Below are 24746 nucleotides of genomic sequence, written 5' to 3' on the forward strand. Positions count from 1 at the left end.
TCTCCTCAGGCGTCCGTCACCGGCGCGCCGTAGTGCGGCGAATCCTTCTGCGCGACGTGAATGGTTCCACCCGCCAGCGTACGCAGCACCACATAGAACACAGGGGTCAGCATCAGACCGAACAGCGTGACGCCGAGCATGCCGAAGAACACCGCGATACCCATCGCATGACGCATCTCCGAACCGGCTCCGCTCGACAGCACCAGCGGCACCACGCCCATGATGAAAGCGATCGACGTCATCAGAATCGGCCGCAGACGCAAGCGGCTTGCCTCGATCGCCGCGGAGAGCGGCGTATGCCCGTCGTGCTCCAGTTCGCGAGCGAACTCGACGATCAGGATCGCGTTCTTCGCCGACAAGCCCACCAGCACCATCAAACCGATCTGCGTGAAGATGTTGTTGTCGCCACCGGTGAGCCACACGCCGGTCAGCGCGGACAGCACGCTCATCGGCACGATCAGGATCACCGCGAGCGGCAGCGTCAGGCTTTCATACAGCGCGGCGAGCACGAGGAACACGAGCAGCACGCTGATCGGGAACACCCACAAGCCTGCATTGCCGGCCAGAATCTGCTGATACGTCAGGTCGGTCCATTCGAGCTTCACACCGTGCGGCAAGACTTCCGCCGCCACGCGTTCGGCCGCGGCCTGCGCCTGACCCGACGAGAAGCCGGGCGCCGGTCCGCCGTTGATGTCGGCAGCCGTATAACCGTTGTAACGCACCACCATTTCCGGGCCGAACGTCGGCGTCACTGTCACCAGCGACGACAACGGCACCATGTCGCCCGCGGCATTGCGTGTCTTGAGTTGCAGGATGTCGTCGGCACGCTGACGGAATGGCGCGTCCGCCTGCACCCGCACCTGATACACGCGGCCAAAGCGGTTGAAGTCGTTCACATACAGCGAGCCCAGATAGATCTGCATCGTATTGAACACGTCCGTGACCGGCACGCCGAGCTGCTTGGCCTTCACGCGATCGAGATCCACGTTCAGTTGCGGCACGTTGATCTGGTAGCTGGAGAAGGTCGGGCCGAGTTCAGGCGTCTGTGCCGCCTTCTTCACGAACGCCTCTGCTGCCTTGTTCAACTCCGCGTAACCGAGCGCGCCATGATCCTCCAACTGCATCTTGAAGCCGCCGAGCGTACCGAGACCTAGCACGGGTGGCGGCGGGAACACCGCGACGAACGAATCCTTGATCGCACCGTATTGCTGGTTCAGCGCACCGGCAATCGCACCGGCCGAGAGTTTCTTGTCGCCACGATCCTTGAAGGGCTTGAGCGTGACGAACACGATGCCCGCGCTGGAGCTATTCGTGAAGCCGTTCACCGAGAGACCCGGGAACGCCACCGCGCTCTCCACGCCCGGCTGCTTCAGCGCGATCGAGCTCATGTCGCGAATCACCTTCTCCGTGCGATCCAGCGACGCGCCGTTCGGCAACTGCGCGAAAGCAATCAGGTACTCCTTGTCCTGCGCCGGCACGAAACCGCCCGGCACCACGCGCGAGATCAGCACGGTCGCGCCCAACAGGATGGCGTACACCGCGAGCATCGCGCCCTTACGGCGCAGCACGCCGGTCACGCCGCGGCCGTACTCCGTCGAGCCGCGATGAAACACCTTGTTGAAACGCTTGAAGAAACCACCCAGCAGGCGATTCATCACGCGCGTCACGAAGTCTTCTTTCGCACCATGACTGCGCAACAGCATCGCGGACAGCGCCGGCGACAGCGTCAGCGAATTGAACGCCGAGATCACCGTCGAAATCGCGATGGTCATTGCAAACTGCTTGTAGAACTGGCCCGTCAAACCGGTCATGAACGCGAGCGGCACGAACACGGCAACCAGTGTCAGCGCAATGGCGATAATCGGCCCGCTCACTTCCTGCATCGCTTTATACGTCGCGTCGCGCGCACTCAGGCCGTTTTCGATGTTCCGCTCGACGTTCTCCACCACCACGATCGCATCGTCCACCACGATCCCGATGGCGAGCACCATGCCGAACAATGACAATGCGTTGATCGAGAAACCGAACGCGAGCAGCAGCGAGAACGTCCCCACGATCGACACCGGCACGGCGATCAACGGAATGATCGACGCGCGCCACGTTTGCAGGAACACGATCACGACGATCACAACCAGCGCGATCGCTTCGAGCAGCGTATGCACGACTGCCTCGATACTCGAGCGCACGAACTGCGTCGGGTCGTAGACGATCTTGTATTCGACGCCTGCCGGCATGTCTTCCGCGAGTTCCTTCATCGCGGAGCGCACCTGATCGGAAATCGCGAGCGAGTTCGCGCCCGGCGCCTGGTTGATGGCGAGCGCCACAGCCGGCTTGTTGTCGAGCAGCGAACGCAAGCCGTATTCCGACGCCGCAAGTTCGATCCGCGCAATATCGCGCAGATAGGTCACGCCGCCGTCCGGCGCGGTCTTGACAATGATGTCGCCGAATTCGCCCTCCGTCCTCAGACGGCCGCGCGCATTCACCGACAACTGCAACTGTGTGCCCGGCACCGAAGGCGATGCGCCGATCACACCGGCCGCCACCTGAATGTTCTGCTCGCGAATCGCGTTGACCACTTCGGTCGCCGTCAAACCGCGTTGCGCCACTTTCTGCGGATCGAGCCAGACGCGCATCGCGTAATCGCCCGAACCCCACAACTGCACTTCGCCCACGCCCTGAATCCGCGCCAGCCGGTCCTTGACGTTCAGCAGCGCGTAGTTGCGCAGATACGTCATGTCGTAGCGATTGTTCGGCGAGATCAGGTGGACCACCATGGTCAGCGTGGGCGAACTCTTGATCGTCGTAATGCCCAGACGCTGCACGTCTTCCGGCAGACGCGGCAGCGCCTGGTTGACGCGGTTCTGCACCAGTTGCGTCGCGAGGTCCGGATTGGTGCCGAGCTTGAAGGTCACCGTGAGCGTGAGATTGCCGTCGCTATTCGCTTGCGACTGCATGTACAGCATGTTCTCGACGCCGTTGATCTGCTCTTCGAGCGGCGAAGCGACCGCTTCGGCGATCACCTTCGGATTCGCACCCGGATATTGCGCGTGCACCACCACCGAAGGCGGCACGACTTCCGGATACTCCGAGATCGGCAGCTTGAAGAGCGAAATCACGCCCGCCAGCAGGATCAATACCGATAGCACGCCGGCAAAGATCGGCCGATCGATGAAGAATTTGGATATGTTCATTGGAAGCTCTTAACGTTGGAGCGTGCGCCGCGCAGTCATGCCACGGCGTGCAAGGCTCACGAATTCTTGTCCGCTTTGGTGCGCGTCGGCGTTTGTGCCTGCGTTTGTGCCTGCGTTTGCGTCTGCGATGGCGTCGGCGTCTGCGCGAGCGGCGCGCTGTTCGGATCCTGGTCGGTCGTCATCGGCACCATATGGGCGCGCACCGCGTCGCCCGGACGCACGCGCTGGATACCGTTCACGACGATGCGGTCATTCGGTTTCAGGCCACCCTTCACCACGCGCAGATTGCCCTGCATGCCGCCCACGTCGATCGTGCGATACACGACGTGATTGCCCTGATCCACCACCAGCACGAACTTCTTGTCCTGATCCGTACCGACGGCGGCGTCGTCGATCAACAGCGCGGGATGCGGTTCGCTGCCGCCTACCTTCACGCGCGCGTACAAACCGGGAATCAGTGCACCATCCTGGTTATCGAAGCGCGCGCGCACGCGGATCGTGCCCGACGAGGTGTCGAGGCGGTTGTCCACCGATTCGATCACGCCGCTGCGCGAATAGCCGCTTTCGTCCGCGAGACCGAGTTCCACCGGCACCTTGCTGCCGTCTTTCGCGCGGCTCAGGTATTGCAGATACGTTTGTTCGTCCGCGTCGAACGATGCGTAGATCGGCGAAACCGACACCAGCGTGGTCAGCGGCGCAGCAGCCGCGCCCGCCGATATGACGTTGCCCACCGTGATTTCCGCGCGCGACACGCGGCCCGAAACCGGCGCGACGATCTTCGTGTAGCCGAGATTGATGCGGGCGGTTTCGAGAGCGGCTTGCGCGGCCTTCAGATTCGCGCTTGCTTCGCGCGCGGCGTTCTGCTTCTCGTCGTAGTCGCGCTTGGCGATCGCGTTGTCGGCGATCAGGCGTTGCGCGCGCTCCCAATCGCTTTGCGTGTAACCCGTGCGCGCCTGCGCGGCGGCCAGTTGCGCTTCGGCGCGATCCACTTCGGCGGCGTACGGGCGCGGGTCGATCACGAACAGCGTGTCGCCTTTCTTCACGAGCGCGCCATCCTTGAAGTTCACGGACACGATGGTGCCCGGCACCTGCGAACGCACGTCCACCTTTTCGACGGCTTCGAGACGGCCCGAATAGCTCTGCCAGTCCGTGATCGTTTTTTGCACCACAGTGGCGACATCGACCTCCGGCACGATGGTCGGCGCGGCGGGCGAGCTCGCATCCACGCGGATCGCGCCGAACGTGCCGAGCCCGGCCACGACGATGACGACAAGTGCGGCAATCGCCACACGGCGACGGGAAAGAGGAAGGATAGTCATGTGAAGCTCCCGGTATCGTTGATCAAAGTTCTGCTTATTTCTGTTTTATCGATGGGCGCGCGTATCGAAGCGCCACTGAAAAAATCGCACCGCCTCCTGCAGGGCGGGCACATGATCGGCCAACGCCGCATGCGAAACGCTCGGATAGCGGACCACCTGGGTCAGCACACCGGCGTCGATCAGACTGCTGGCGTATTTCTCCGCCTCCACGTGCAACACGTCGTTTTGCGCCGTCACGATCAGCGTGGCCGGCAGGCCCGCGAGCCGCGACGATTCGAGAGGCGCGGCATACGGATGCATGCGCTGCGACGCTTGCGGCAGGTACGCGCGGTAACATGCTGCGCACTCTTTCGCCGTGATGTCCGAGCCGAGGCGCTTTTCGTCGCCCAGCCGCGTGAGGCTCGGATCGAGCATCGGCCCGAACAGCGCCTGGGCCGCGATCCGCACGTCGCCGCGGTCACGCGCAATGAAAGCGAGGCAATTGGCCAGTTGGCCGCCCGCATCGTGACCCGCCACACCCACCTTCTTGCTGTTGCCGCCGAACGCACGAGCCCGCGTTTGCACCCACAGCGCCGCGCGGTGCGCGTCTTCGGGCGCGGCCGGAAACGGAAACTGTGGCGCGAGCGAGTAGCCGACCGAGACGACCAGAGCCGGTAAGTGTTCTGCGAAATAACGCGACGCGTAATCGGCCTGGTCGATCGATCCCTTCGTAAATCCACCACCGTGGAAATAAAGCAGTACCGGCAGTGCGGTTTTCTTTTCCTGCCGGTATAGGCGCAACGTGATGTCCTGCGCGTGCCCTTCGATCTGCACGTCAGTGACTTCCAGTGCCGTGCTGTCCGCCTCTGCCGCATCGCTGCCGGCGGGCACAAAGGAGTACGGCGGTTTAAATGCTTCCATGTCGAGCCGCGCAATGCGCATAGAACTTCAATGGTGCGAATTGTGGGTTCAGCAGACTCGTAAATAAATGCCTATAATCCGGCAACACAATTCGGCGCCCCTGAACAATCGAATGCGATTGTCTGCGGATTCGCGGTGGAGTCTTTTCCTGCTCGGTGCGCCCGCCCCTATTGGAGGTCTGCAATGGACCGGCTTCAGGCCATGCAAGTGTTCACGCGTGTCGTCGACACCAACAGCTTTACCCGTGCAGCGGAGACGCTCGACCTGCCGCGCGCATCGGTTACCACGATTATTCAGAACCTCGAAGCGTTCCTTGGCACGCGTCTGATGCATCGGACCACGCGGCGTCTGTCGCTCACGCCGGACGGCGCGGCGTACTACGAACGCTGCGTGCGCATCCTCGCGGACGTCGAAGAAACCGAGGCCAGTTTTCAAAGCGGCAATAAAAAACCGCACGGCAAGCTGCGCATCGACATGCCGGGGTCGATTGGCCGCCTGCTGGTGATTCCCTCGCTGTGTGAATTCCACACTCGCTACCCGGACATCGACCTGCAACTCGGCCTGACGGACCGGCCGGTGGATCTGTTGCAGGAAGGCGTGGATTGCGTGGTGCGGGTCGGCGCGCTACAGGATTCCTCGCTGGTGGCGCGTCGTATCGGTTTGTTCGAGGGCGTGACCTGCGCGGCCCCCGATTACATCGAACGCGCGGGCATGCCCTCTTCGCTCGAAGACCTGGAGAATCACAAAGCAGTCAATTACTTTTCGAGCCGCACGGGACGCACGCTCGATTGGGCCTTCATGGTTGATGGCAAAGAAATCGAAGTAAAAATGAAGGGCATCGTCTCGGTGAACGACGCCGACGCCTACGTGACCTGCGGACTGGAAGGCTTCGGCCTGATTCAGCCTGCGCTCTTCATGGTGCTGCCGCATCTGCGTTCGGGCCAACTGGTGGAAGTCCTGCCGGAGCTGAAACCTTTGCCGATGCCGATTTCCGCAGTCTATCCGCACAGCCGCCATCTGTCGCCTAAAGTCCGCGTTTTCGTAGACTGGATCGCAGAGCTGTTCGACCGCTGTCCGTTGCTGAGCGGACGCGGCAGTCTCGACGCAACCTGCACGAAGCGCACTTTCGAAGAGCGCGAGTCTGCTCCGACGCTCGATACGCCGGTGATAACAGAATGGGTCGCGTGATTAGCGCGATTTGAAGTACGGAATCTGCAACAGTGAATTCCAACCGCGGCTCCAATGCCGCGGTTTTCTTATCCAGCACCGCAATTACAGCGTTTTAATGCAGCGTTCTCGCGATTGTTCTGGAAACTCGACAATTCATTTCGCGAAAGTGCGATTTATCCGCCCTGCCTCGAAGTCTACATTTCACCCTGTCGCAGCGCCGCTCGTGCTGCAAACGAATCGACAGGAGTGAATCATGAAACGCAATCTCTTGGCAGGCCTGGCTCTTTCGCTGCTCGCGAGCGCTCCGGTGTTTGCGCAAAGCAGCGGCGGCATTGGCCGCGCCGGCACCTATGAACCGCTACCCACGCCGAGCACCAGCGCGAAAACGCGTGAAGAAGTGAAGGCGGAACTGGTCGCGGCCTATCGCGACGGCTCGCTGCCCGCGTTGAACCGCACGACGTATCCGAACAAAGGCCTGATCGGTCAAACGCAAGCTGCACGCATTGCACTGCAGGAAGGCAGGAGCGCCGACGTCACGCGCGTGGCCAACGGACAATAAGGCAAACCTGTTGCAATGATTCGGTTTCCAAAAGAAATAGTCATTGCGGCGCATTCATGCACTCTTCAAAAAGGAGCACATCATGACACCCTCTGAACTCGACCATTGGGATACCGACACGCCAGTGTGGACGCCGTACCGCGCGCCGCAACACTAAATGTCGAAAGCAGCAGCCAGTGCCCGCGGATCCGATTCGCGGGCACGCACTCATGCGAAGCGGCCTAGCGCCTCGGCACGCCGTCGCGCCACTCGCCCCAATGTGTGGCGATATCCTGCACGAGCGGATTGCCCGAGAGGAACAGGTTCTGGATAGCGATCGTAAAGCCGCCTTGCGCCGCATAGTTCAGCAGGTTGTCCGCGCTCGTCTGCCCATCGTAGGGCCGGTCGAAGTCGGAGCCTGCCCGCAGCACGGCAACGCGATTCAGATCCACTTTATGTACTGAAGCCGCACGCTTGAGGGCTTCGTACGTGGCGTTATCCTCCTGCTGCGTCGTGCAGTAGACACCCTTTCCATCGGTCAGGATTTTGGTCCAGTCGCGGGCGCGCTGCCCGAGCAGCGTGCCCGACCACCAGGTGTCGCCCGCCAGCGTGTCGCACTGAATGACGGTGGGCGGCCGGTTGGCCGGCGCATAGGCGTACTTGGCCCGGGCGGCCTGCGCCTGCAAGTTATCGGACAGTGTCACGCTACGCGACAGGGCGAAAGCCGTATCCGCGAGCCGGGTGTTCAACTGGAACACTTCGGTACGGTAGTCGAGCGGCGGCTTGGCGGTGGGACTCGTGGTGTTGATGCCAAGGTAGCCCGTTGTCCAGCCAGGCGGAATTTCGCGCCCGTCTATCTCCCACTGAATGCCGAAGTCGACCAGATATTTCGCCCATGCGGCGGATCCCACCGTCCCCTGCTGCGGATCGATCCCCGCAATACCGGCAACCATGAAATAGGTATGCCGCAAATCGAAACGCGACGAGAACGTCAGCGCCATGATCGACGCAGCGGCGTTGCTGTGCCCCATGCCGGTGGTCATCACGCACACGTCCTGCCTGTTGCAATGGACCGTGGGGTAATCGGGCGACAGGCCGTCCACCGCGATCTCGCGCCACGGCCCGAGGTTGTCGAGCCACACCTGCCCTTCCGGCCCGAACATCGAAATGATCATCACCTTGACGGGCCGACCGCGCGAGCCGCCGTCGTCGTGCGAAAAGCCGTCGTTGTCGTCCGCACTGGCCGGTCCGGACGAAAAGGCCGCGCATGCCGCGAGTGTAATGGCGGCCATGGCGCCAAGTGAGCGAGTCAGCATCGTGATCTTCCTTTTTTGCTTGTGATGCAGGTTGGGAGAGAGTGCTGCTTTCAAGCCGAAAGAAGTATAGGTGCGAAGAAATTATTTTCCACTACACGATGCACGATCGGTCCACGTTTGCGGCCGCTGCCGGAAAGCTATGCAAATCGGTTCAATACGCGCTCTTCGCCGTTTTCTTATAATCGAACGTCCGCAGCACGCCCCGAAGGAAGTCGCCTCGGGAGACGCACCGCGTTTGTGCACTCACAACAGGAGCACCACGATGGACTATGTGAAACTCGGCCGTACCGGCCTTGATGTATCGCGTCTTTGTCTCGGCTGCATGAGCTACGGCGTGCCGTCTCGCGGCCCCCATCCGTGGTCGCTCGGCGACGAAGCCGCACGGCCTTTCATCAAGCAGGCGCTCGATCAAGGCATCAACTTCTTCGATACCGCGAACGTCTATTCCGACGGCACGAGCGAGGAAATCGTCGGCCGCGCACTGAAGGACTTTGCGATGCGCGACGAGATCGTGCTCGCCACCAAGGTGCATGGCCGCATGCATCCGGGCCCGAATGGCGCGGGGCTCTCGCGCAAGGTGATCATGGCGGAGATCGACAACAGTCTCAGGCGTCTCGGCACGGATTACGTGGATCTGTACCAGATCCATCGCTGGGACTACGGCACGCCGATCGAAGAAACCATGGAAGCGCTGCACGATGTCGTGAAAGCCGGCAAGGCGCGCTATATCGGCGCATCGTCCATGTATGCGTGGCAGTTCGCCAAGGCGTTGCACGTGGCCGAACGCAACGGCTGGACGCGCTTCGCAACGATGCAGAACTACGTGAATCTGCTCTACCGCGAGGAAGAGCGCGAAATGCTGCCGCTGTGCGAGAGCGAAGGTATCGGCGTCATTCCGTGGAGCCCGCTTGCGCGTGGCCGCCTGACACGCGACTGGAACACCGAAAGCGCACGCTCCGAGACCGACGAATTCGGCCGCACGCTCTACGCGCAGACGGAAGACGCGGATCGGCGCATCGTCGAACGGGTCAGCGAGATCGCTAGGGAACGCGGCGTGCCGCGCGCGCAAGTGGCGCTGGCGTGGGTGTTGCAGAAGAAGCCGATCACCGCGCCGATCGTCGGCGCGACCAAACTGCATCATCTCGACGACGCGGTGGCCGCGCTCTCATTGAAACTGAGCGTGGATGAAATCGGCCGCCTGGAAGAGTTGTATGTGCCGCATGCAGTGACCGGGTTCGATTGAGCGGTACGTGTGCCCGTTAAACGCGCGGCACGTCCGGTTCGAAAAATACCCAGCGGACTTGCGGAAACGCGGCCTGCAAGTCCGCCTCGATCACGTTGATCGCATCGATCATGGCGCGGCCGCTCGGGTAGTCGATCATCTCCGCCTGCACGGCCACCACGACATGCCGGCCCCATTGCAGCGTGATCATGTTGATGATGCTGCGAATCTCGGCGCGCGCGCGCAGATGGGCCTCGATAGCGCGCCGCACTTCCGGGCCCGCCGATTCGCCGACGATCATCGACTTCACTTCACGCGCCACCAGCCAGGCGATCACCATCAGCAGCAGGCCGACGCCGATGGAACCCAGCGCGTCGTAGACCGTATTGCCGGTCACCATGGTGAGCAACACGGCAACGAAGGCCATCGCCAGACCCGCCAGCGCCGCGATATCCTCGCCCGCCACGACGAGCAGTTCGGATTCGCGCGTCTCCCGGAACCAGCGCCACATGCTTTTGTCGGGATGCGTCTTGCGAATTTCCTTGACGGCGCCCCACAAGGAAAGCGCCTCGAGTACCACGGACACGCCGAGTACCGCCAACGCGACATACTCATACTGCAGCGGCTCGCGCATGAACAGACGGTGCACGCCCTCATACACCGAGAACGCGCCGCCGACAAAGAACAGCAAAAGCGCGACGAGCAGCGAATAGAAATTGATCTCGCGCCCGCTGCCCATTGGATGCAACGGGCTCGCGGGCTTGCGCGCTTCGCGCAGGCCGAATAGCAGGAGCAGTTGATTGCCGCAGTCGGCGGTCGAATGAATGGCCTCGGCGAACATCGAGCCGGAACCGGTAAATGTGGCAGCAGCGAACTTACAGAGGGCAATGCCGAGGTTGGCGGCGAGCGCATAGAAAATGGCTTTCGGCGATTCTTCTTTCATCGTCGTGGCAGGCGTCCGTGGGTTTGCAAAGAGCTTTCGGTAGGCAACAGCCCGTATTATGGCCATGCCGGGCGCCATGCGTCCAACCCCGGTGTCGTTTGGACCGTGCGTGCTCCTGCCTGACTCGACAAACTCGCTCGACGCCTCGGCCTTCGCTCCCGTGTGCCGCGTCAAGCCCTTTCGAGCGCCGCCATCTCCCGCACGATCACCAGCAGCATCGACAGGCTCGCGCCGCCTGTGGCCCGCAGATCGATCAGCAGCCGGGCGTAGCGTTCCAGTTGCGCGGTGCGCTTCTGACGCCATGCCTCGACGAGCGCATCCGGTGTGGAGGCTTCGTTGGCGCCGGCCAGTGCGCTGGTGGTCAACGCGCGCTTCAGACGCGCGAGTTCGGCCAGCGCCGTGGCGCGCGCCAACATGTCCCAGTGCGTGGGCACCGGCAAAGCGGTGGCGCGCTCGCTGATCCAGCTGGAATTGAGCAGCGTACCGAGCGCGAAATAGACACCCGCCACCAGTTCGAGACTGCGCCCGCAGGTCGAAGCCACTTCGGCGATATCGAGCAGCGCGGCCGAGATCTCGCCGCTCGCGACCCGCACCGCCAGTTCGCTATCCACGCCGGCGTCCGCGAACACGCGTTGCCGCTCGGAGAGCGCTTCGAGGTCGGCGCCCGGCAGCAGCGCCGGCCATTGCGACGCCAGCCGTTGCGCCGCGTCCCGGCAACGCGCGAGCAGGCCGGCCACCTCGCCGTCGCTGACCGCACCCGATTGCAATTGCCGCAGGAACCACAGCGCCGAACGCTCGACGAGCCGCGCGACTTCGACGAACATGCGCGCCTGGACGTCGTCGGCAACGCGATTGTCGAGCGCGTCGATACTGCGCCAGACGTGGTCGAGATCGAACACGTCGCGGGCCATGATGCAGGCCCGCGCGATATCGCCGGGCTGGGCGTCGGTTTCCTCCATCAACCGGTGTACGAACTCGCAGCCCACCCGATTCACCAGCGCGTTGGTCAGATGTGTCGCGAGAATTTCGCGGCGCAGCGGGTGGCGCTGCATCGGCTCGCTAAAGCGCTGCCGCAACGGTTTCGGGAAATATTCGACCAGCATGTCGGCGACGAGCGGGTCTTCCGGCATCGACGATTCGAGCAGCGCGTCATATAGCCACATCTTGCTGTACGCGAGCAGCACCGCGCGCTCCGGCGTGGTGAGCCCCTGTTTCGCGGCCTGCCGTTCGGCGAGCTCTTCATCGGTCGGCAAAAACTCGATCACGCGATTCAGGCGCCCGGTCCGTTCGAGGTAGCGCATCAGGCGTGCTTCCGCATCGAGCAATTCGACACCGTACCGGCCGGCGATCGAGAGCGCCTGAGTCTGGTAGTAGTTGTCCTGCAAAACGAGCAAACCGACCTCGTCGGTCATTTCGGCGAGCAGCGCATTGCGCTGCTTCTCCGTCATCTCGCCTTCGGCAACGACCAGCCCCAGCAGAATCTTGATGTTGACCTCGTGATCCGAGCAGTCGACGCCCGCGGAATTGTCGATCGCATCGGTATTGATACGGCCGCCGCGCTGCGCGAACTCGATGCGACCGAGTTGCGTGAGACCGAGATTGCCGCCCTCGGCCACGACCTTGCAACGCAAGTCCGCGCCATTGACGCGGATCGCGTCGTTGGCGCGATCACCGACCTGCAGATGCGTTTCGCGGCTCGCCTTCACATACGTGCCGATGCCGCCGTTGTAGAGCAGATCGACCGGCGCCTGCAAAATTGCACGCATCAATTCGGCGGGCGCGAGCGCCGGTGCGCTGATGCCGAGCACCGACTGCACCGCCTGCGAAAGCGGAATCGTCTTGGCGCTGCGCGGAAATACGCCGCCGCCCGCCGAGATCAGCGAAGGGTCGTAGTCGGCCCAACTCGATCGGTCGAGCACGAACAATCGCCCGCGTTCGGCAAGACTGACTGCCGGATCGGGATTCGGATCGAGAAAGATATGTCGATGATCGAACGCGGCCACCAGCCTGATATGCGGCGACAGCAGCATGCCGTTGCCAAACACGTCGCCCGACATATCGCCGACGCCCACCACCGTGAAATCCGTGGTCTGCGTGTCCACGCCCATTTCGCGGAAGTGCCGCTTGACCGACTCCCATGCACCGCGCGCGGTGATGGCCATTTTCTTGTGGTCGTAACCGACCGAACCGCCCGACGCAAAAGCGTCGTCGAGCCAGAAACCGTATTCTTGCGAAATCGCGTTCGCGTAGTCGGAGAACGTGGCCGTGCCTTTGTCAGCGGCCACCACCAGGTAGGGGTCGTCGGGATCGTGACGCACTACGTCGGGCGGCGGCACCACGGCCGTGCCCGCGAGGTTGTCGGTCAGATCGAGCAGGCCGCGCAGGAAGGTCTGATAGCAGGCAATGCCCTCATGCATCCACGCGTCGCGTTCGGTTTGCGGCGGCGGATTCTTCACGACGAAGCCGCCTTTGGAACCGACCGGCACGATCACCACGTTCTTCACCATCTGGGCCTTCATCAGGCCGAGCACCTCCGTGCGGAAATCCTCGCGCCGGTCCGACCAGCGCAAACCGCCGCGCGCCACGCGTCCGCCGCGCAAGTGCACGCCTTCCACGCGCGGCGAGTAGACCCAGATTTCGAACATCGGTTTCGGTTCGGGCAAGCCGGGCACCAGCGCGGGATTGAACTTGAAGGACAGATACGGCTTGGGATGACCTTCGGCATCGAAACGATAATAGTTGGTGCGTTGCGTGGCTTTGATCACGCCGAGAAATTGCCGCAGTATCCGGTCTTCGTCGAGATTCGGCACCTGGTCGAGCGCACTGTCGATTGTGCGCAGCCAGCCGTCGACGCGCGCCTCGCGCGTCTCGCCCAGCACCGGGTCGAAGCGGGCCACGAACAGCTCGACCAGCATGCGCGCAATCGCCGGATTGCCGGTCACTGCGCGCTCGATATACGCGTCGCTGAAGGTCGAGCCCACCTGCCGCAAATACTTCGCATAGGCGCGCAGTATCGTCACCTCGCGCGCATCCAGTTGCGCGCGCAATACAAGGCGATTGAAGTCGTCGCTTTCGATCGCGCCGGTCCAGACCTGCTCGAACGCTTCTTCGAAGAGATCCTTGACGCGTTCGATATCGAACTCCGCGTCGTCCGCAAGTTCGAGGCCGAAATCGTGAATCCATGCCGGGGTCGCGCCCAACGCTTCGATCAGATAGGGCCGCTCTTCATCGACACGCACGCCGAGATGTTCGAGCATAGGCAGGCTGCGCGACAGGGCGATCGGTAAACCCGCGCGATACACCTTGAAGCGAAACGCACGCGGGCCCGATTCGATCGGGCGGTACAGGTTCATGGCGAGCCGCTCGCTGCCTTGCACGCGTTCGATCAGTTCGATATCGCGCACCGCCGTGCGGGCCGGATAATCGTCGCGATAGCCGGCGGGGAACGAATCTGCGTAGTGTTGCAGCAGACGGTTGCCCTGCTCTTCGCCGAAGGCATCGAGCAACGCATCGGCGAGATCGTCCTGCCAGCGGCGTGCAACCTGCACGAGCCGCGCTTCCAGCTCGTGCGTATCGACATTGGGCATGCCGCCCGGTTTCGCATGCACGACGAAGTGAATGCGCGCCAGCGTCGACTCCGAAAGCAGCGGCGTGAACTCGACGCTCTCGCCATTGAACGCGTCGGCCAGCAGATTCGCGATACGCTGGCGCAGATCGGTGTTGTACTTGTCGCGCGGCACGAACACGAGGCACGACACGAACCGGTCGAAGCGGTCTCGCCGCACGAACAGACGGGTGCGCTGATGCTCCTGCAAACGCAGCACGCCTAGCGCGATTTCGTAGAGCTGATCTTCTTCGGCCTGAAAAAGCTCGTCGCGCGGATAGGTTTCGAGCACGGTCACGAGCGACTTCGCCAGATGACCTTTGGCCAGAAATCCGGCACGCCGCACGATATTCGCGCATTTGCGCCGCACGATCGGAATCTCCGAGGCCGACACGAAATACGCCGTGGATGTATAGAGACCGATGAACCGACGCTCGCCAGTTACCTTGCCGTCCGCATCGGCCAGCTTGATGCCCACGTAGTCCAGATAGCCCGGCCGGTGCACGGTGGCCCGCGAATTGGCCTTGGTGAGAAAGATCGGCGACGAAGCGGAAATGATCTCGACGGCGGCCGGCGGCAGGGGTGTGACCTCGGCGGCGCCTACCGGCCGCAGTGCGTCGCGCAGAATGCCCAGGCCCGAGCCCGGCACCGCGCGCAGACCGTAGCCGGTATCGTGCTGCACCAGTTCGTAATCGCGCTGACCGAGAAAGGTGAAATGATCGGCCACCATCCATTCGAGAAACGCGCGTGCTTCCAGACCTTCCGGTCCCCCCTCGCCGGCTTTCATGCCTTTGATCGTGACGCGCGCGAGTTCGACGATCTTCGGCCAGTCTTCAACCGCCGCCCGCACGTCGCGCAATACCCTCGCGATATCGTCGCGCAGCGCGTCGAGTTTTGCGGCGTCGCCGCAACGGTCTACTTCGAAGTGGATGAACGAAGTCAGGTGCGAACGCGTGTCGGTGGCTTCTTCAGCGCCCTGACTCACCCGCGCGATCGTGCCGTCGGGCGCACGCCAGATGCGAAACACCGGGTGCACGACGGAATGCAGCGCGAGGCCATGCCGGTTGACCGCCATCGAGACCGAATCGACCAGAAACGGCATGTCGTCATTGACGATTTCGATCACGGTGTGATCGGAGTGCCAGCCGTGCTGTTCGAGAATCGGGTTATAGACGCGCAGCCGTTCGGCGCCGGCTACGAAGCGCTGCGCCGTTTGCCAGTGCGCGAGCGCGGCGCCGTAGAGATCGGCAATCGAGCGGCTTTGCAGATCGTCGGCGTCGACGAAATCGTAGTAGTGCCGTAGAAACGGCTCGACGACCTTGAAGGTAGGTTCGGGTAGGCGCCCCCGCGCAAATTCGACGACATCGTTCAGCAAGTGCGTGACAGCTTCTTCGTTCTTTGCTTGCATGATCAACTCCCCGGCTGGCGGCAATGGCGAGTATGGCTTGATTCGCATGCATCGTCTGAAGGGGAATTATGCACCTGCCGACCACCATGCGACGAATGACCGGACTTAGGTTATACCCGCTGCCGCTCGCCGCGCCCTGCGCAAATAATCCCGCTGCTCAAAGCACGGCTTTGGGAACCGCATGCTCCTCGCCGAGCCATGCGCGGACCTGCTCGCGGGTCCACACCGGGTCGTCGTGCGGCAGATCGTGACCGGCCCACGAATGCTCGTAGTGCAAGGCGCCCCACGCCGCCGCGAGCTTTGCCGAACACACCGGGTCGACCAGTTTGTCGGCGCGCGAAGAAAGAATCAGCAACGGGCATTCGGGTCGCGCCGCGCCTGCGGTAAAACGTGCCGCTGCCCAGAGTTGCCGCAATGCATTGCCGCGGCTCACGGGCGCGCTGCGCCGGATCCGGCTCCATGCGTCGAGATCGTCGCCCAGTGTCTCGACGTTATTGCATGTCAGCCGATGAATGCCGTGTTCCGCGCGCGGCGCGTCGCGCCAGCGCGCGGCCACGCCCAGCAGGCCCGGCCATGCCGAAGGACGCAAGCGTTCCTGCGTCAGGCTAAACGGCCGCATGCTCGTATTGATCAGCACCAGCCGTTCGATCTCGTAGGGATACCGTTGCGCCCAGTCCGTCGCCACCATGCCGCCGAGCGACATGGCCAGCACGCAATACGGACCCGGCATGCCGCTTTGCAAGGCGGCATTGCGCACGAAGCCGACCATGTCCGTGACCGTCGACGGCGCGCGCAGGTGCGCGAATTCGCCGTTGCCCGGCAGATCGAGCAGCAGCAGACGGGCAGGCGCGCCCACATGGTGCGGCGCTTCGTTGACCGCTCCTTGCAGCAAGCCGGGCAAGCGGCCCCAGTGGCGGATTTCACGCGTGAGTCCGCGCAGCAGAATCCACGTGCTCATAGGCTTTCCGGGTTATACCAATGGTCGATCGCGTTTTGCAGCAGTTGCTCGCGACGATTGCCTTGCGGCAGCCAGCGTTGCGACGAAAACGCCGCGCGCGCCAGAAAGTCGAGCAGGTTCGCGTGACGCCGCAGCACGCGCGCGGTACGGTGCGCCTTGACCGGATTGAACATGCCCTGCCGCGAAAACAACTGCCGCGGGTTCTTCTTGATCCACAGCCACGAACCCAGTTCCAGGGTCATCGGCAGAAAGACATTGGAAGCGGGCGCGCGATCATACGCGAAGTCCCACAGATCGCCATGCAACAGATATTGATGGCTCTGTGGTTCGAACGCGTAGCCATGATGAGGATGCGCGCGTTCGAACATGGTTTTCAGCATGTACATTTCCGGCAAATGCGGCATCAGCTTGCGCGTGCGCGCGTAAGGAAACCAGATGCTGTCGCTCCAGCCATAGCCCGAATGACAATCGAGCGCAATGCTCAACGGCCGATTGGCCAGTTCGGTTTCGACCACGTGCAGCAGCGCGGCGGCCTCGGGTTCCATCGGCGCACCCGCTCGGCCGCGATACCACGGCAGCCAGGCGCCCACGCGCTGACCGCCCGCCAGTAGCGGCACGCGTTCGTCCGCGTTCTGCGGCGCGTTGCGCATCAGATCGACGCCGTTCGGGTTGGCGCGCGTGGCCGCCCACATGCCGCCCGGATTGACGATCGGCATAAAGATCAGACGAATGGACTGCAGTTGACGCACCAGCAGTTCGTCCCATTCGAGCCGTGCAAGCAGCGCGCGCATGTAGTCGAGCACGAGTTGCGAACCGATCCGCTCGAGCCCGTGAATGCCGCCGAAAAAGCCGATTGCCGGCGCCTGCGGGTCGGTGGATCCGATGCTCGCGGTATGAACGGCGAATTGCCGGCCGCGCACCGTCGTCTCGCAGACGGTGCGGATTGCGAAGCTCGCGCTGCCCTGATCGAGGATCGCCCTGAGATCTTCGTACTCCGCAAAACTGTCGGGAAGGAAGCTCAGAGGCTGCATGACGAACGTCGAAAGGAATTGCAAGGTTAATGGGGACGGCACACCGATTGACGCAATATAGCCTGGCGCAGAGCGATCATGCTGAAGCAGCGTGAGCCGAGCCCGATCGTGTCACACGCATGACATTTTTCATGCCGGCGAATGACTTCGATTTGCCTTTCCGGCGACGCAAAAAAGACACGAAAAGATATAGTCGTCTAGACGTTGCGATGCCTTCACTCAACCGTCACAGACGCTTCCTAGAATGAGCCCCACACATGCCGGCAGTGGCCGGATGCATCAAGGGGTACTTATGGACGCAATTCGGGAAGCAATCCGTATCGAACGGTTGAGCAAGACGTTCAGCAACGGCCGCAAGGCGCTGGACGAAATCGATCTGCGCGTCGAGCCGGGCGAGATGGTTGCGTTGATCGGCGCCTCGGGTTCGGGCAAGTCGACGCTGCTGCGACATATCGCGGGCTTCACGGCTTCGGATGCGCAGCCGTCGCAGATCGAGATTCTGGGCCGGCCGATCCAGCAGAACGGCCGCATAGTGCGGGAAGTGCGCAGCATTCGCCGCGATATCGGCTTCGTGTTCCAGCAATTCAATCTGGTGAACCGCCTCTCGGTCGAAACCAATGTGCTGATCGGCGCGCTCGCGCGGCTGCCCTGGTGGCGCCGTCTCAGCGGGCGTTTTCCACGCGCCGAGCGGGCCTTGTCGATCGCCGCGCTCAACGAGGTCGGCATTGGCGAACATGCGCGCGAACGCGCCGCCAATCTTTCCGGCGGCCAGCAGCAGCGTGCCGCGCTCGCCCGTGCGCTGGTGCAGCGCGCGCGTATCGTGCTCGCCGATGAACCGATCGCCTCGCTCGACCCGGAATCGTCGCGCCGCGTGATGGACATGCTGCGCACGCTGAACATCGAGCATCGGCTCACGGTTCTGGTGTCGCTGCATCAGGTCGAGATCGCCATGCAGTATTGCCCGCGCACGATTGCGCTGCGGCGCGGCAAGGTGGTCTACGACGGCCCTTCCGCCGCGCTCACACCGGCGCTGCTCAACACGCTCTACGGCGACGAGGCGCGCGAACTGATCGATGAAGCCGCCCAGGGCGCGGACGATACCGAAACTAAAAACACGGCGGACAACACGCCGCTTCAGGACGCTGCACCCACCTCGGGCCGCTACGCGTTCGCTCTCAATCCGGCGCACTCGAACTGAGCGCGCCCATTCATTCTGCTAACTCAACCGGGTCTCAAACAATGACATTCCTGCGTTCATTGATCACGCTGGCCGTCGGCGCGGCTGCCTTCGCCTGTGTCGCCACCGCGCAAGCCGAAGACATCAACCTCGGCATCATTTCGACCGATTCGTCTTCCGTGCTGAAACAACGCTGGGAGCCCCTGATTCAGGACATGAACAAGCAGACCGGGCTGAACGTCAAAGCCTTCTTCGCGACGGACTACGCCGGCATTATCGAAGGCATGCGCTTTAACAAGGTGCAGGTCGGCTATTTCGGCAACGCGTCCGCAATCGAGGCAGTGGACCGCTCGCAAGGTGAAGTGTTTGCGAAGGTCCAGTACGCGAACGGCGACGCCGGTTACTACTCGGTGCTGATCACCAACGTGAACAGCCGCTTCAAGACGCTCGACGACGTGTTCAAGAACACGAAGGACGTCACGCTCGGTTTCGGCGATCCGAACTCTACCTCGGGCACGCTGATTCCCGGCTATTACCTGTTCGCCAAACACAATACGCCGGTCAACACCTCGTTCAAGGCCGTGCTCCCGTCGAGCCACGAAGCCAATCTGCTGGCCGTGGTGAACAACAAGATCGACATCGCGACCAACAACACCGAGATGCTCGACACACTGAAGAAGGAGCATCCGGACAAGTTCGCGCAAGTGCGCGTGCTGTGGAAGTCGCCGCTGATTCCGTCGGACCCGCTGGTGTGGCGCAAGGATCTGCCGCAAGCCACCAAGGACAAGCTGCGCAACTTCTTCCTGAACTATGCGAAGACCGATCCGCACGAAAAAGCGGTAATGGCCGCGATTACCGGTTACGGCGGCTTTGCAGCATCGTCGGATACGCAGTTGTTGCCGATCCGCCAGGTCGCGCTGTTCCAGCAGAAGCAGAAGATCGAGAGCGACGCGCATCTCTCCGATGACGACCGCAAGACCCAGCTGGCCGCGCTCGATGCGAAGCTGAGCGCGCTGAACACCGCGCAATCGAAGCAATGAACACGGTCGATCTGCTCACGTCGCCGGCGCGTGCGAGCGAAGCGCTCGTCGCGCAGGCGGCGCGTCATCCCGCGCCGGAGGCCGGCAAACGCAGCTGGCTGTCGCTGCTCGGCTGGATCGCCGTGCTTGCGGTGTTGGGCGGCGCATGGCACGGCGCCGATATGCGTCCGCTGGATCTGCTCAGCGACTCCGGCAACATGGGCCAGTTCGCCAAAGACTTCTTTCCGCCCGACTTCACCGAATGGCGCAGCTATCTGCACGAGATGTACGTGACGCTCTCGGTGGCGGTGTGGGGCACCGCCCTCTCGCTCGTCTGCGCGGTGCCGTGCGGACTGATGTCCGCCCACAACATCGCGCCGATGTGGATCGTCCAGCCCATGCGCCGCATGATGGACGCGTGCCGCGCGATCAATGAAATGGTCTTCGCCATGCTGTTCATCGTAGCGGTCGGACTCGGTCCTTTTGCGGGCGTGCTGGCGCTGTGGGTGCACACCACCGGCGTGCTCGCGAAGCTTTTCGCCGAAGCCGTCGAGGCTATCGATCCGCGTCCGGCCGAAGGCGTGCGCGCCACCGGCGCCACCAGTCTCGACGAAATCATCTACGGCGTGCTGCCCCAGGTGCTGCCGTTGTGGATCTCGTTCGCGTTATATCGCTTCGAATCGAACGTGCGCTCGGCGATGGTGGTCGGCATGGTCGGCGCGGGCGGCATCGGCGTGGTGTTGTACGAAGCGATCCGCTCGTTCAACTATGCGCAAACCGCCGCGGTAATGATCATGGTGATCGTGGTCGTGACGGTGATCGACCTCGCGTCCGCGTGGCTGCGCGAGCGCGTGACCTGAGGTTGCCTGAAGTTGCCCGACGTCGTTGCCTGAAGTCGTTGCCTGACCTCGCCGGCGTGACGGCCCGGCGCGAAGTCTGGCGAAGCAGCGTTTCGTCGACTTCTTGTCGGCCGTCGCGCCGCGTTTCAATTTGCGTTTCCACCAGAATGCGTCGCAGCCCGCCCGTCCTGGCAGCGTCTCTTTGACGCCACAAATCGCCGCATTTTTCCAAATAAAACCCCTTCAATCAGGTCATCCACTGCTCCGTTCCGGCGTTCTGCTGGAATAATCACGGGCTTGCGGCCCGGCCCCGGGCCTTCGCTTCCCCTCCTCCCGGTCTTCGATGGAAACCTTTGTCGTTTTGCTGGTGCTGCTCTCTGCGCTGCTTCACGCCACGTGGAACGCGTTTCTGCATCTTTCGGAAGATCGCGTCTGGCTGCTCGGCATGATGGCGATTCCGTATCTCGCCGTGAGCGCGGTCGGCGTGGTCGTGCTGCCCATGCCCGCTCCGCAGGCGTGGCCGTATATCTTTGCATCGGTCGTGCTGGAATTCGGCTATCTGCTGGCGCTGATTCGCGCCTATAAAAGCGGCGACTTTGGGCAGATCTATCCGATTGCGCGTGGCCTCTCGCCGATGCTCGTATTCGCTGGCGCACTGGTCTTCGCGCATGAAGCGCTCAAGCCGGTGGCCGCTATCGGCGTGGCGCTGGTGTCGATCGGCATCATCTCGCTGGCGTTTCGCCGCGGCATGCGCTTTTCCGGCGAGAGCGTGCCCTTCGCGCTCCTGACCGGCCTGTTCATCGCGGCGTATTCGGTGGTCGACGGAATCGGCGCGCGCGTAGCGGGCAATGGCCTGAGCTACATCATGTGGGTCTATCTGATCTGGAATATCCCGCAGTTTCTGTTCGCCTGGCATTGGCGCGGCGGCGCGAAGGGGCTTTTCATCGGCCGTGCGCTGGTGCTCAAGGGGATTGCGTCGGGCGTGCTCGCGTTGAGCGCTTACTGCCTGATCATCGAGGCTTACCGCTATCTGCCGATTGCAATGGTCTCCGCACTGCGCGAGATGAGCTCGATCTTCGCGGTGCTGATCGGCTGGCTGTTCATGCATGAAAAACTAACCACACGGCGTATTGTTGCGTGCGCGCTGGTGACGTTAGGCGCAGTGCTGATCAGGATTTGAGCCAGCCCTCCCTCACGCAAACTCCGGCAACGTCACATCGATCGCATCGGCCAGCATGTTGAATGCCGGCGCGATCTCCTCATCCGGCACGCACGCGTAGCCGATCAGCAAACCCGACGGCGCCAGCGACGGTTGCGCGTAATACCCCGACAAAGGCCGCACGACGATATTGCGCTCCAGCGCCGCAGCCGCCACCCGTCGGTCGTCGCTGCCTTCGGGCAACTGCATCACGAGATGCAGGCCGGCGTCGCCGCCCACGGCCGGCAAGGCGTCGCCGTAACGGTGCGCGGCGGCGTCGAGCAGCGTCTGGCGGCGCTGTCCGTAAAGCGTGCGCATCCTGCGGATATGCGACGTGAAATGCCCTTCGGCAATGAACTCCGCGAGCATCGCCTGCTGCAGCAACTGCCCCTCGCGATACAGCTCGGCGCTCGCGGTGGCAAAACTCTCCGCCAGCGCTTCCGGCACGACGAGATAACCAATGCGTAAACCCGGAAACAGCGTCTTGCCGAAACTGCCCACGTAAATCACCTGCCCCGACGTGTCCAGGCCCTGCAATGAGGCGAGCGGCCGGCTGCCGTAGCGATATTCGCTGTCGTAGTCGTCCTCGATGATCCAGCACTGGTTCTGGCGCGCGTATTCGAGCAACATGCGGCGCCGCGCAAGACTCATCACCATGCCGAGCGGGTATTGGTGCGAAGGCGTGACGAGCATCAGCTTGGGCGGCTGGGCGAGGTCGTCGGCGGAAGGATTGATCCCTTCCTCGTCCACGGCGATCGGTCGCGATTGCAGACCGGACACGTGCATCACGCTACGCACGCCCCAATAACAGGGGTCTTCGGTCCAGATCACGTCGCCCGGATCGGACAGCAGGCGCACGGCAAGGTCGACCGACTGGTGAATCCCCGTCGTGATGATGATCTGTTCCGGCGTGCAGCGCACCGAGCGCGAGGTGCGCAGATAGTCGGCCAGCGCGTGCCGCAGCGAAGCCAGCCCGCCGCCCGGCGCATACGTGAGCAGGTCTGGGCGCAACCGCCGCCAATACTTGTTGTGCAAGCGGCTCCATACGCGCGCCGGAAACTTCGTGACGTCCGGCACGCCGGGCATGAACGCGCCCCACTGACGCTTGGACACGCCCGCGCCTGCAATCAGCCGCGCACCGCGCGTGGAAAGCGCACGCTTTGCCTGCAGCGGCGACGACTCTGCGCGCATATCGGGCGCCTCGGCATCGGGCACGCCGACGATCTCGTCCGGGGCGCTGTCGGCAACGAACGTGCCACGCCCGGTGGCCGAACTCACATAGCCTTCGAGCACGAGTTGCTCGTACACCTGCGTCACGGTATTGCGCCCGATGCCCAACTCCTGCGCCAGTAAACGCGACGACGGCACCTTGCTGCCCGGCGGCAATTCGCGCGACAGGATCGCCTGCTGCAACAGCCGATGCAGCTGGCGATAGATCGGCTGGCCATTGCCGCGATCGAGGCGCTGGGCCAGCCAGTCGGACAAAACGCTCGCGCGCATTGATTGGCTCCTATATTTTTATTGAAATGGCTCTGAAGTTAAGAGCCAAATCTCATTATAGTCGTTGCATGTGCCGCGCTGTCGGCGTGGCGTCCGCAAAACCGAGGAGCGAAGGAGATGACCATGAAGAATGCCGAACTGAAGAGCCGCAAAGACGCAGCCACGCCGCGCGGCGTCGGAGTGATGTGCGATTTCTACGCCGAGCGCGCTGAAAACGCGGAGCTGTGGGATATCGAGGGCCGCCGTTTCATCGACTTCGCGGCCGGTATCGCGGTGTGCAACACGGGCCACCGTCATCCTAAGATCGTCAACGCGATTCGCGACCAGCTCGATCACTTCACCCACACGGCGTATCAGGTCGTGCCGTACGCGTCGTATGTCGAACTGGCCGAGAAGCTCAACGAACGTGCGCCGGGCGACCATCCGAAGAAAACCGCGTTCTTCACGACCGGCGCCGAAGCCGTCGAAAACGCGATCAAGATCGCCCGCGCCGCGACCGGCCGCCCCGGCGTGATCGCCTTCACCGGCGGTTTCCACGGCCGCACGTTGATGGGCATGGCGCTGACCGGCAAGGTCGCGCCGTACAAGATCGGCTTTGGTCCGTTCCCGTCGGACGTGTTCCACGCACCGTTCCCGAATCCGCTGCACGGCGTGACCACCGCCGATTCGCTGAAAGCCATCGAATTCCTGTTCAAGGCCGACATCGATCCGAAACGTGTGGCCGCGATCATTTTCGAACCGGTTCAGGGCGAAGGCGGTTTCTATCCGGCGCCGGCCGAATTCGTGCGCGCCTTGCGCAAGCTGTGCAATGAGCACGGCATTCTGCTGATCGCCGACGAAGTCCAGACGGGTTTCGCACGCTCCGGCAAACTGTTCGCCATGAATCACTACGACGTGGTGCCCGATCTGATGACGGTCGCCAAGAGTCTCGCCGGCGGCATGCCGCTGTCGGGTGTGATCGGCCGCGCGGATGTGATGGATGCGGCGGCGCCGGGCGGCCTCGGCGGCACGTATGCGGGCAATCCTCTGGCGGTGGCCGCCGCGCATGCGGTGCTCGATATCATCGACGAAGAGAAGCTGTGCGAACGCGCCACGCTGCTGGGTGACCGCATCAAGGCGAGGCTGATCGCACTGCAAAGCGACGTGCCGCAGATCGCCGACGTGCGCGGCCCCGGCGGCATGGTCGCGGTCGAGTTCTGCAAGGCAGGCACCACCGAGCCGGATGCGGAGTTCACCAAACGCGTACAGACGCGCGCGCTCGAACGCGGCTTGCTGCTGCTGGTGTGCGGCGTCTATTCGAACGTGGTGCGCTTCCTGTTCCCGCTCACGATTCAGGAAGCGGTCTTCGACGAAGCGCTGGCGATTCTCGAAGACGTGATCAAGGACAGCGTCGCCATCACGGCTTGAGGAACG

The 24746-nt window shown here is 62.8% G+C and carries 17 protein-coding genes; 8 read left to right on the forward strand and 9 right to left on the reverse strand.

Annotation, left to right across the window (positions count from 1 at the left end):
* Positions 1 to 5: 5 nt before the first annotated feature.
* Genes PDMSB3_RS31945 through PDMSB3_RS31955 form a run of 3 tightly spaced genes read right to left on the reverse strand, consistent with a single transcriptional unit; the run spans position 6 to position 5410 of the window.
* Complete coding sequence (locus PDMSB3_RS31945) at positions 6 to 3191, reverse strand: efflux RND transporter permease subunit (protein ID WP_007177890.1); 3186 nt, start codon at positions 3189 to 3191, stop codon at positions 6 to 8.
* A 56-nt stretch (positions 3192 to 3247) separates the two neighbouring features.
* Positions 3248 to 4510, reverse strand: a complete 1263-nt coding sequence (locus PDMSB3_RS31950; RefSeq protein WP_007177891.1) for an efflux RND transporter periplasmic adaptor subunit — start codon at positions 4508 to 4510, stop codon at positions 3248 to 3250.
* 45 nt (positions 4511 to 4555) lie between these two features.
* Positions 4556 to 5410, reverse strand: a complete 855-nt coding sequence (locus PDMSB3_RS31955; RefSeq protein ID WP_035517323.1) for an alpha/beta hydrolase — start codon at positions 5408 to 5410, stop codon at positions 4556 to 4558.
* Between the two features lie 183 nt (positions 5411 to 5593).
* On the opposite strand from PDMSB3_RS31955, the gene PDMSB3_RS31960 reads away from it, so the two are divergent.
* Together PDMSB3_RS31960 and PDMSB3_RS31965 are read left to right on the forward strand one after the other, a co-directional pair.
* Entirely contained in the window at positions 5594 to 6598 is a 1005-nt protein-coding gene (locus tag PDMSB3_RS31960) for a LysR family transcriptional regulator (RefSeq protein ID WP_007177893.1), read from the forward strand.
* Positions 6599 to 6833: 235 nt separating this feature from the next.
* The gene (locus PDMSB3_RS31965; RefSeq protein ID WP_007177894.1) at positions 6834 to 7139 is read left to right on the forward strand and encodes a DUF4148 domain-containing protein; all 306 of its coding nucleotides are present in this window, start codon (positions 6834 to 6836) and stop codon (positions 7137 to 7139) included.
* Positions 7140 to 7360: 221 nt separating this feature from the next.
* On the opposite strand, the gene PDMSB3_RS31970 is transcribed toward PDMSB3_RS31965, so the two are convergent.
* Positions 7361 to 8434, reverse strand: a complete 1074-nt coding sequence (locus tag PDMSB3_RS31970) for a purine-nucleoside phosphorylase (RefSeq protein ID WP_165189031.1) — start codon at positions 8432 to 8434, stop codon at positions 7361 to 7363.
* Positions 8435 to 8696: 262 nt separating this feature from the next.
* Between PDMSB3_RS31970 and PDMSB3_RS31975 the strand changes: the two genes are divergently transcribed.
* Positions 8697 to 9677 carry an aldo/keto reductase gene (locus PDMSB3_RS31975; protein WP_007177896.1) on the forward strand — a complete coding sequence of 327 codons (981 nt, stop codon included), beginning with the start codon at positions 8697 to 8699 and terminating at the stop codon, positions 9675 to 9677.
* 16 nt (positions 9678 to 9693) lie between these two features.
* Here the strand turns inward: PDMSB3_RS31975 and PDMSB3_RS31980 are convergent, their stop codons facing one another.
* The 4 genes from PDMSB3_RS31980 to PDMSB3_RS31995 form a co-directional block, all read right to left on the reverse strand.
* Entirely contained in the window at positions 9694 to 10599 is a 906-nt protein-coding gene (locus PDMSB3_RS31980) for a cation diffusion facilitator family transporter (RefSeq protein WP_007177897.1), read from the reverse strand.
* Between the two features lie 170 nt (positions 10600 to 10769).
* Positions 10770 to 15611, reverse strand: a complete 4842-nt coding sequence (locus tag PDMSB3_RS31985; RefSeq protein ID WP_007177898.1) for an NAD-glutamate dehydrogenase — start codon at positions 15609 to 15611, stop codon at positions 10770 to 10772.
* 157 nt (positions 15612 to 15768) lie between these two features.
* The gene (locus tag PDMSB3_RS31990) at positions 15769 to 16569 is read right to left on the reverse strand and encodes an alpha/beta fold hydrolase (RefSeq protein ID WP_165189033.1); all 801 of its coding nucleotides are present in this window, start codon (positions 16567 to 16569) and stop codon (positions 15769 to 15771) included.
* Positions 16566 to 17600, reverse strand: a complete 1035-nt coding sequence (locus tag PDMSB3_RS31995; protein ID WP_007177900.1) for a M14 family zinc carboxypeptidase — start codon at positions 17598 to 17600, stop codon at positions 16566 to 16568. The genes PDMSB3_RS31990 and PDMSB3_RS31995 overlap by 4 nt, the downstream gene beginning before the upstream one ends.
* A 292-nt stretch (positions 17601 to 17892) precedes the next feature.
* Here PDMSB3_RS31995 and phnC point away from each other — a divergent pair, with 292 nt between their 5' ends.
* The 4 genes from phnC to PDMSB3_RS32015 all read left to right on the forward strand — a co-directional run bounded on the left by phnC (position 17893) and on the right by PDMSB3_RS32015 (position 21815).
* A complete protein-coding gene (gene phnC, locus PDMSB3_RS32000; RefSeq protein WP_165189035.1) occupies positions 17893 to 18798 on the forward strand; it encodes a phosphonate ABC transporter ATP-binding protein in 906 nt (301 codons plus the stop codon).
* A gap of 41 nt (positions 18799 to 18839) precedes the next feature.
* Positions 18840 to 19817, forward strand: a complete 978-nt coding sequence (phnD, locus tag PDMSB3_RS32005) for a phosphonate ABC transporter substrate-binding protein (RefSeq protein ID WP_007177902.1) — start codon at positions 18840 to 18842, stop codon at positions 19815 to 19817.
* Positions 19814 to 20656, forward strand: coding sequence for a phosphonate ABC transporter, permease protein PhnE (phnE, locus tag PDMSB3_RS32010; protein WP_007177903.1), 843 nt, complete (start codon positions 19814 to 19816; stop codon positions 20654 to 20656). Before phnD ends, phnE begins: the two co-directional genes overlap by 4 nt.
* Positions 20657 to 20978: 322 nt before the next feature.
* Positions 20979 to 21815, forward strand: coding sequence for a DMT family transporter (locus tag PDMSB3_RS32015; RefSeq protein ID WP_165189037.1), 837 nt, complete (start codon positions 20979 to 20981; stop codon positions 21813 to 21815).
* A gap of 12 nt (positions 21816 to 21827) precedes the next feature.
* Here PDMSB3_RS32015 and pdxR read toward each other — a convergent pair whose 3' ends face one another.
* The gene (gene pdxR / locus PDMSB3_RS32020) at positions 21828 to 23333 is read right to left on the reverse strand and encodes a MocR-like pyridoxine biosynthesis transcription factor PdxR (RefSeq protein ID WP_165189038.1); all 1506 of its coding nucleotides are present in this window, start codon (positions 23331 to 23333) and stop codon (positions 21828 to 21830) included.
* A 123-nt stretch (positions 23334 to 23456) separates the two neighbouring features.
* Here pdxR and PDMSB3_RS32025 point away from each other — a divergent pair, with 123 nt between their 5' ends.
* Positions 23457 to 24740 (forward strand): 4-aminobutyrate--2-oxoglutarate transaminase, encoded by a 1284-nt coding sequence (locus PDMSB3_RS32025; protein ID WP_165189040.1) that lies wholly within the window; start codon positions 23457 to 23459, stop codon positions 24738 to 24740.
* Positions 24741 to 24746: the final 6 nt, after the last annotated feature.

The sequence above is a fragment of the Paraburkholderia dioscoreae genome, assembly GCF_902459535.1.
Lineage (GTDB): Bacteria > Pseudomonadota > Gammaproteobacteria > Burkholderiales > Burkholderiaceae > Paraburkholderia > Paraburkholderia dioscoreae.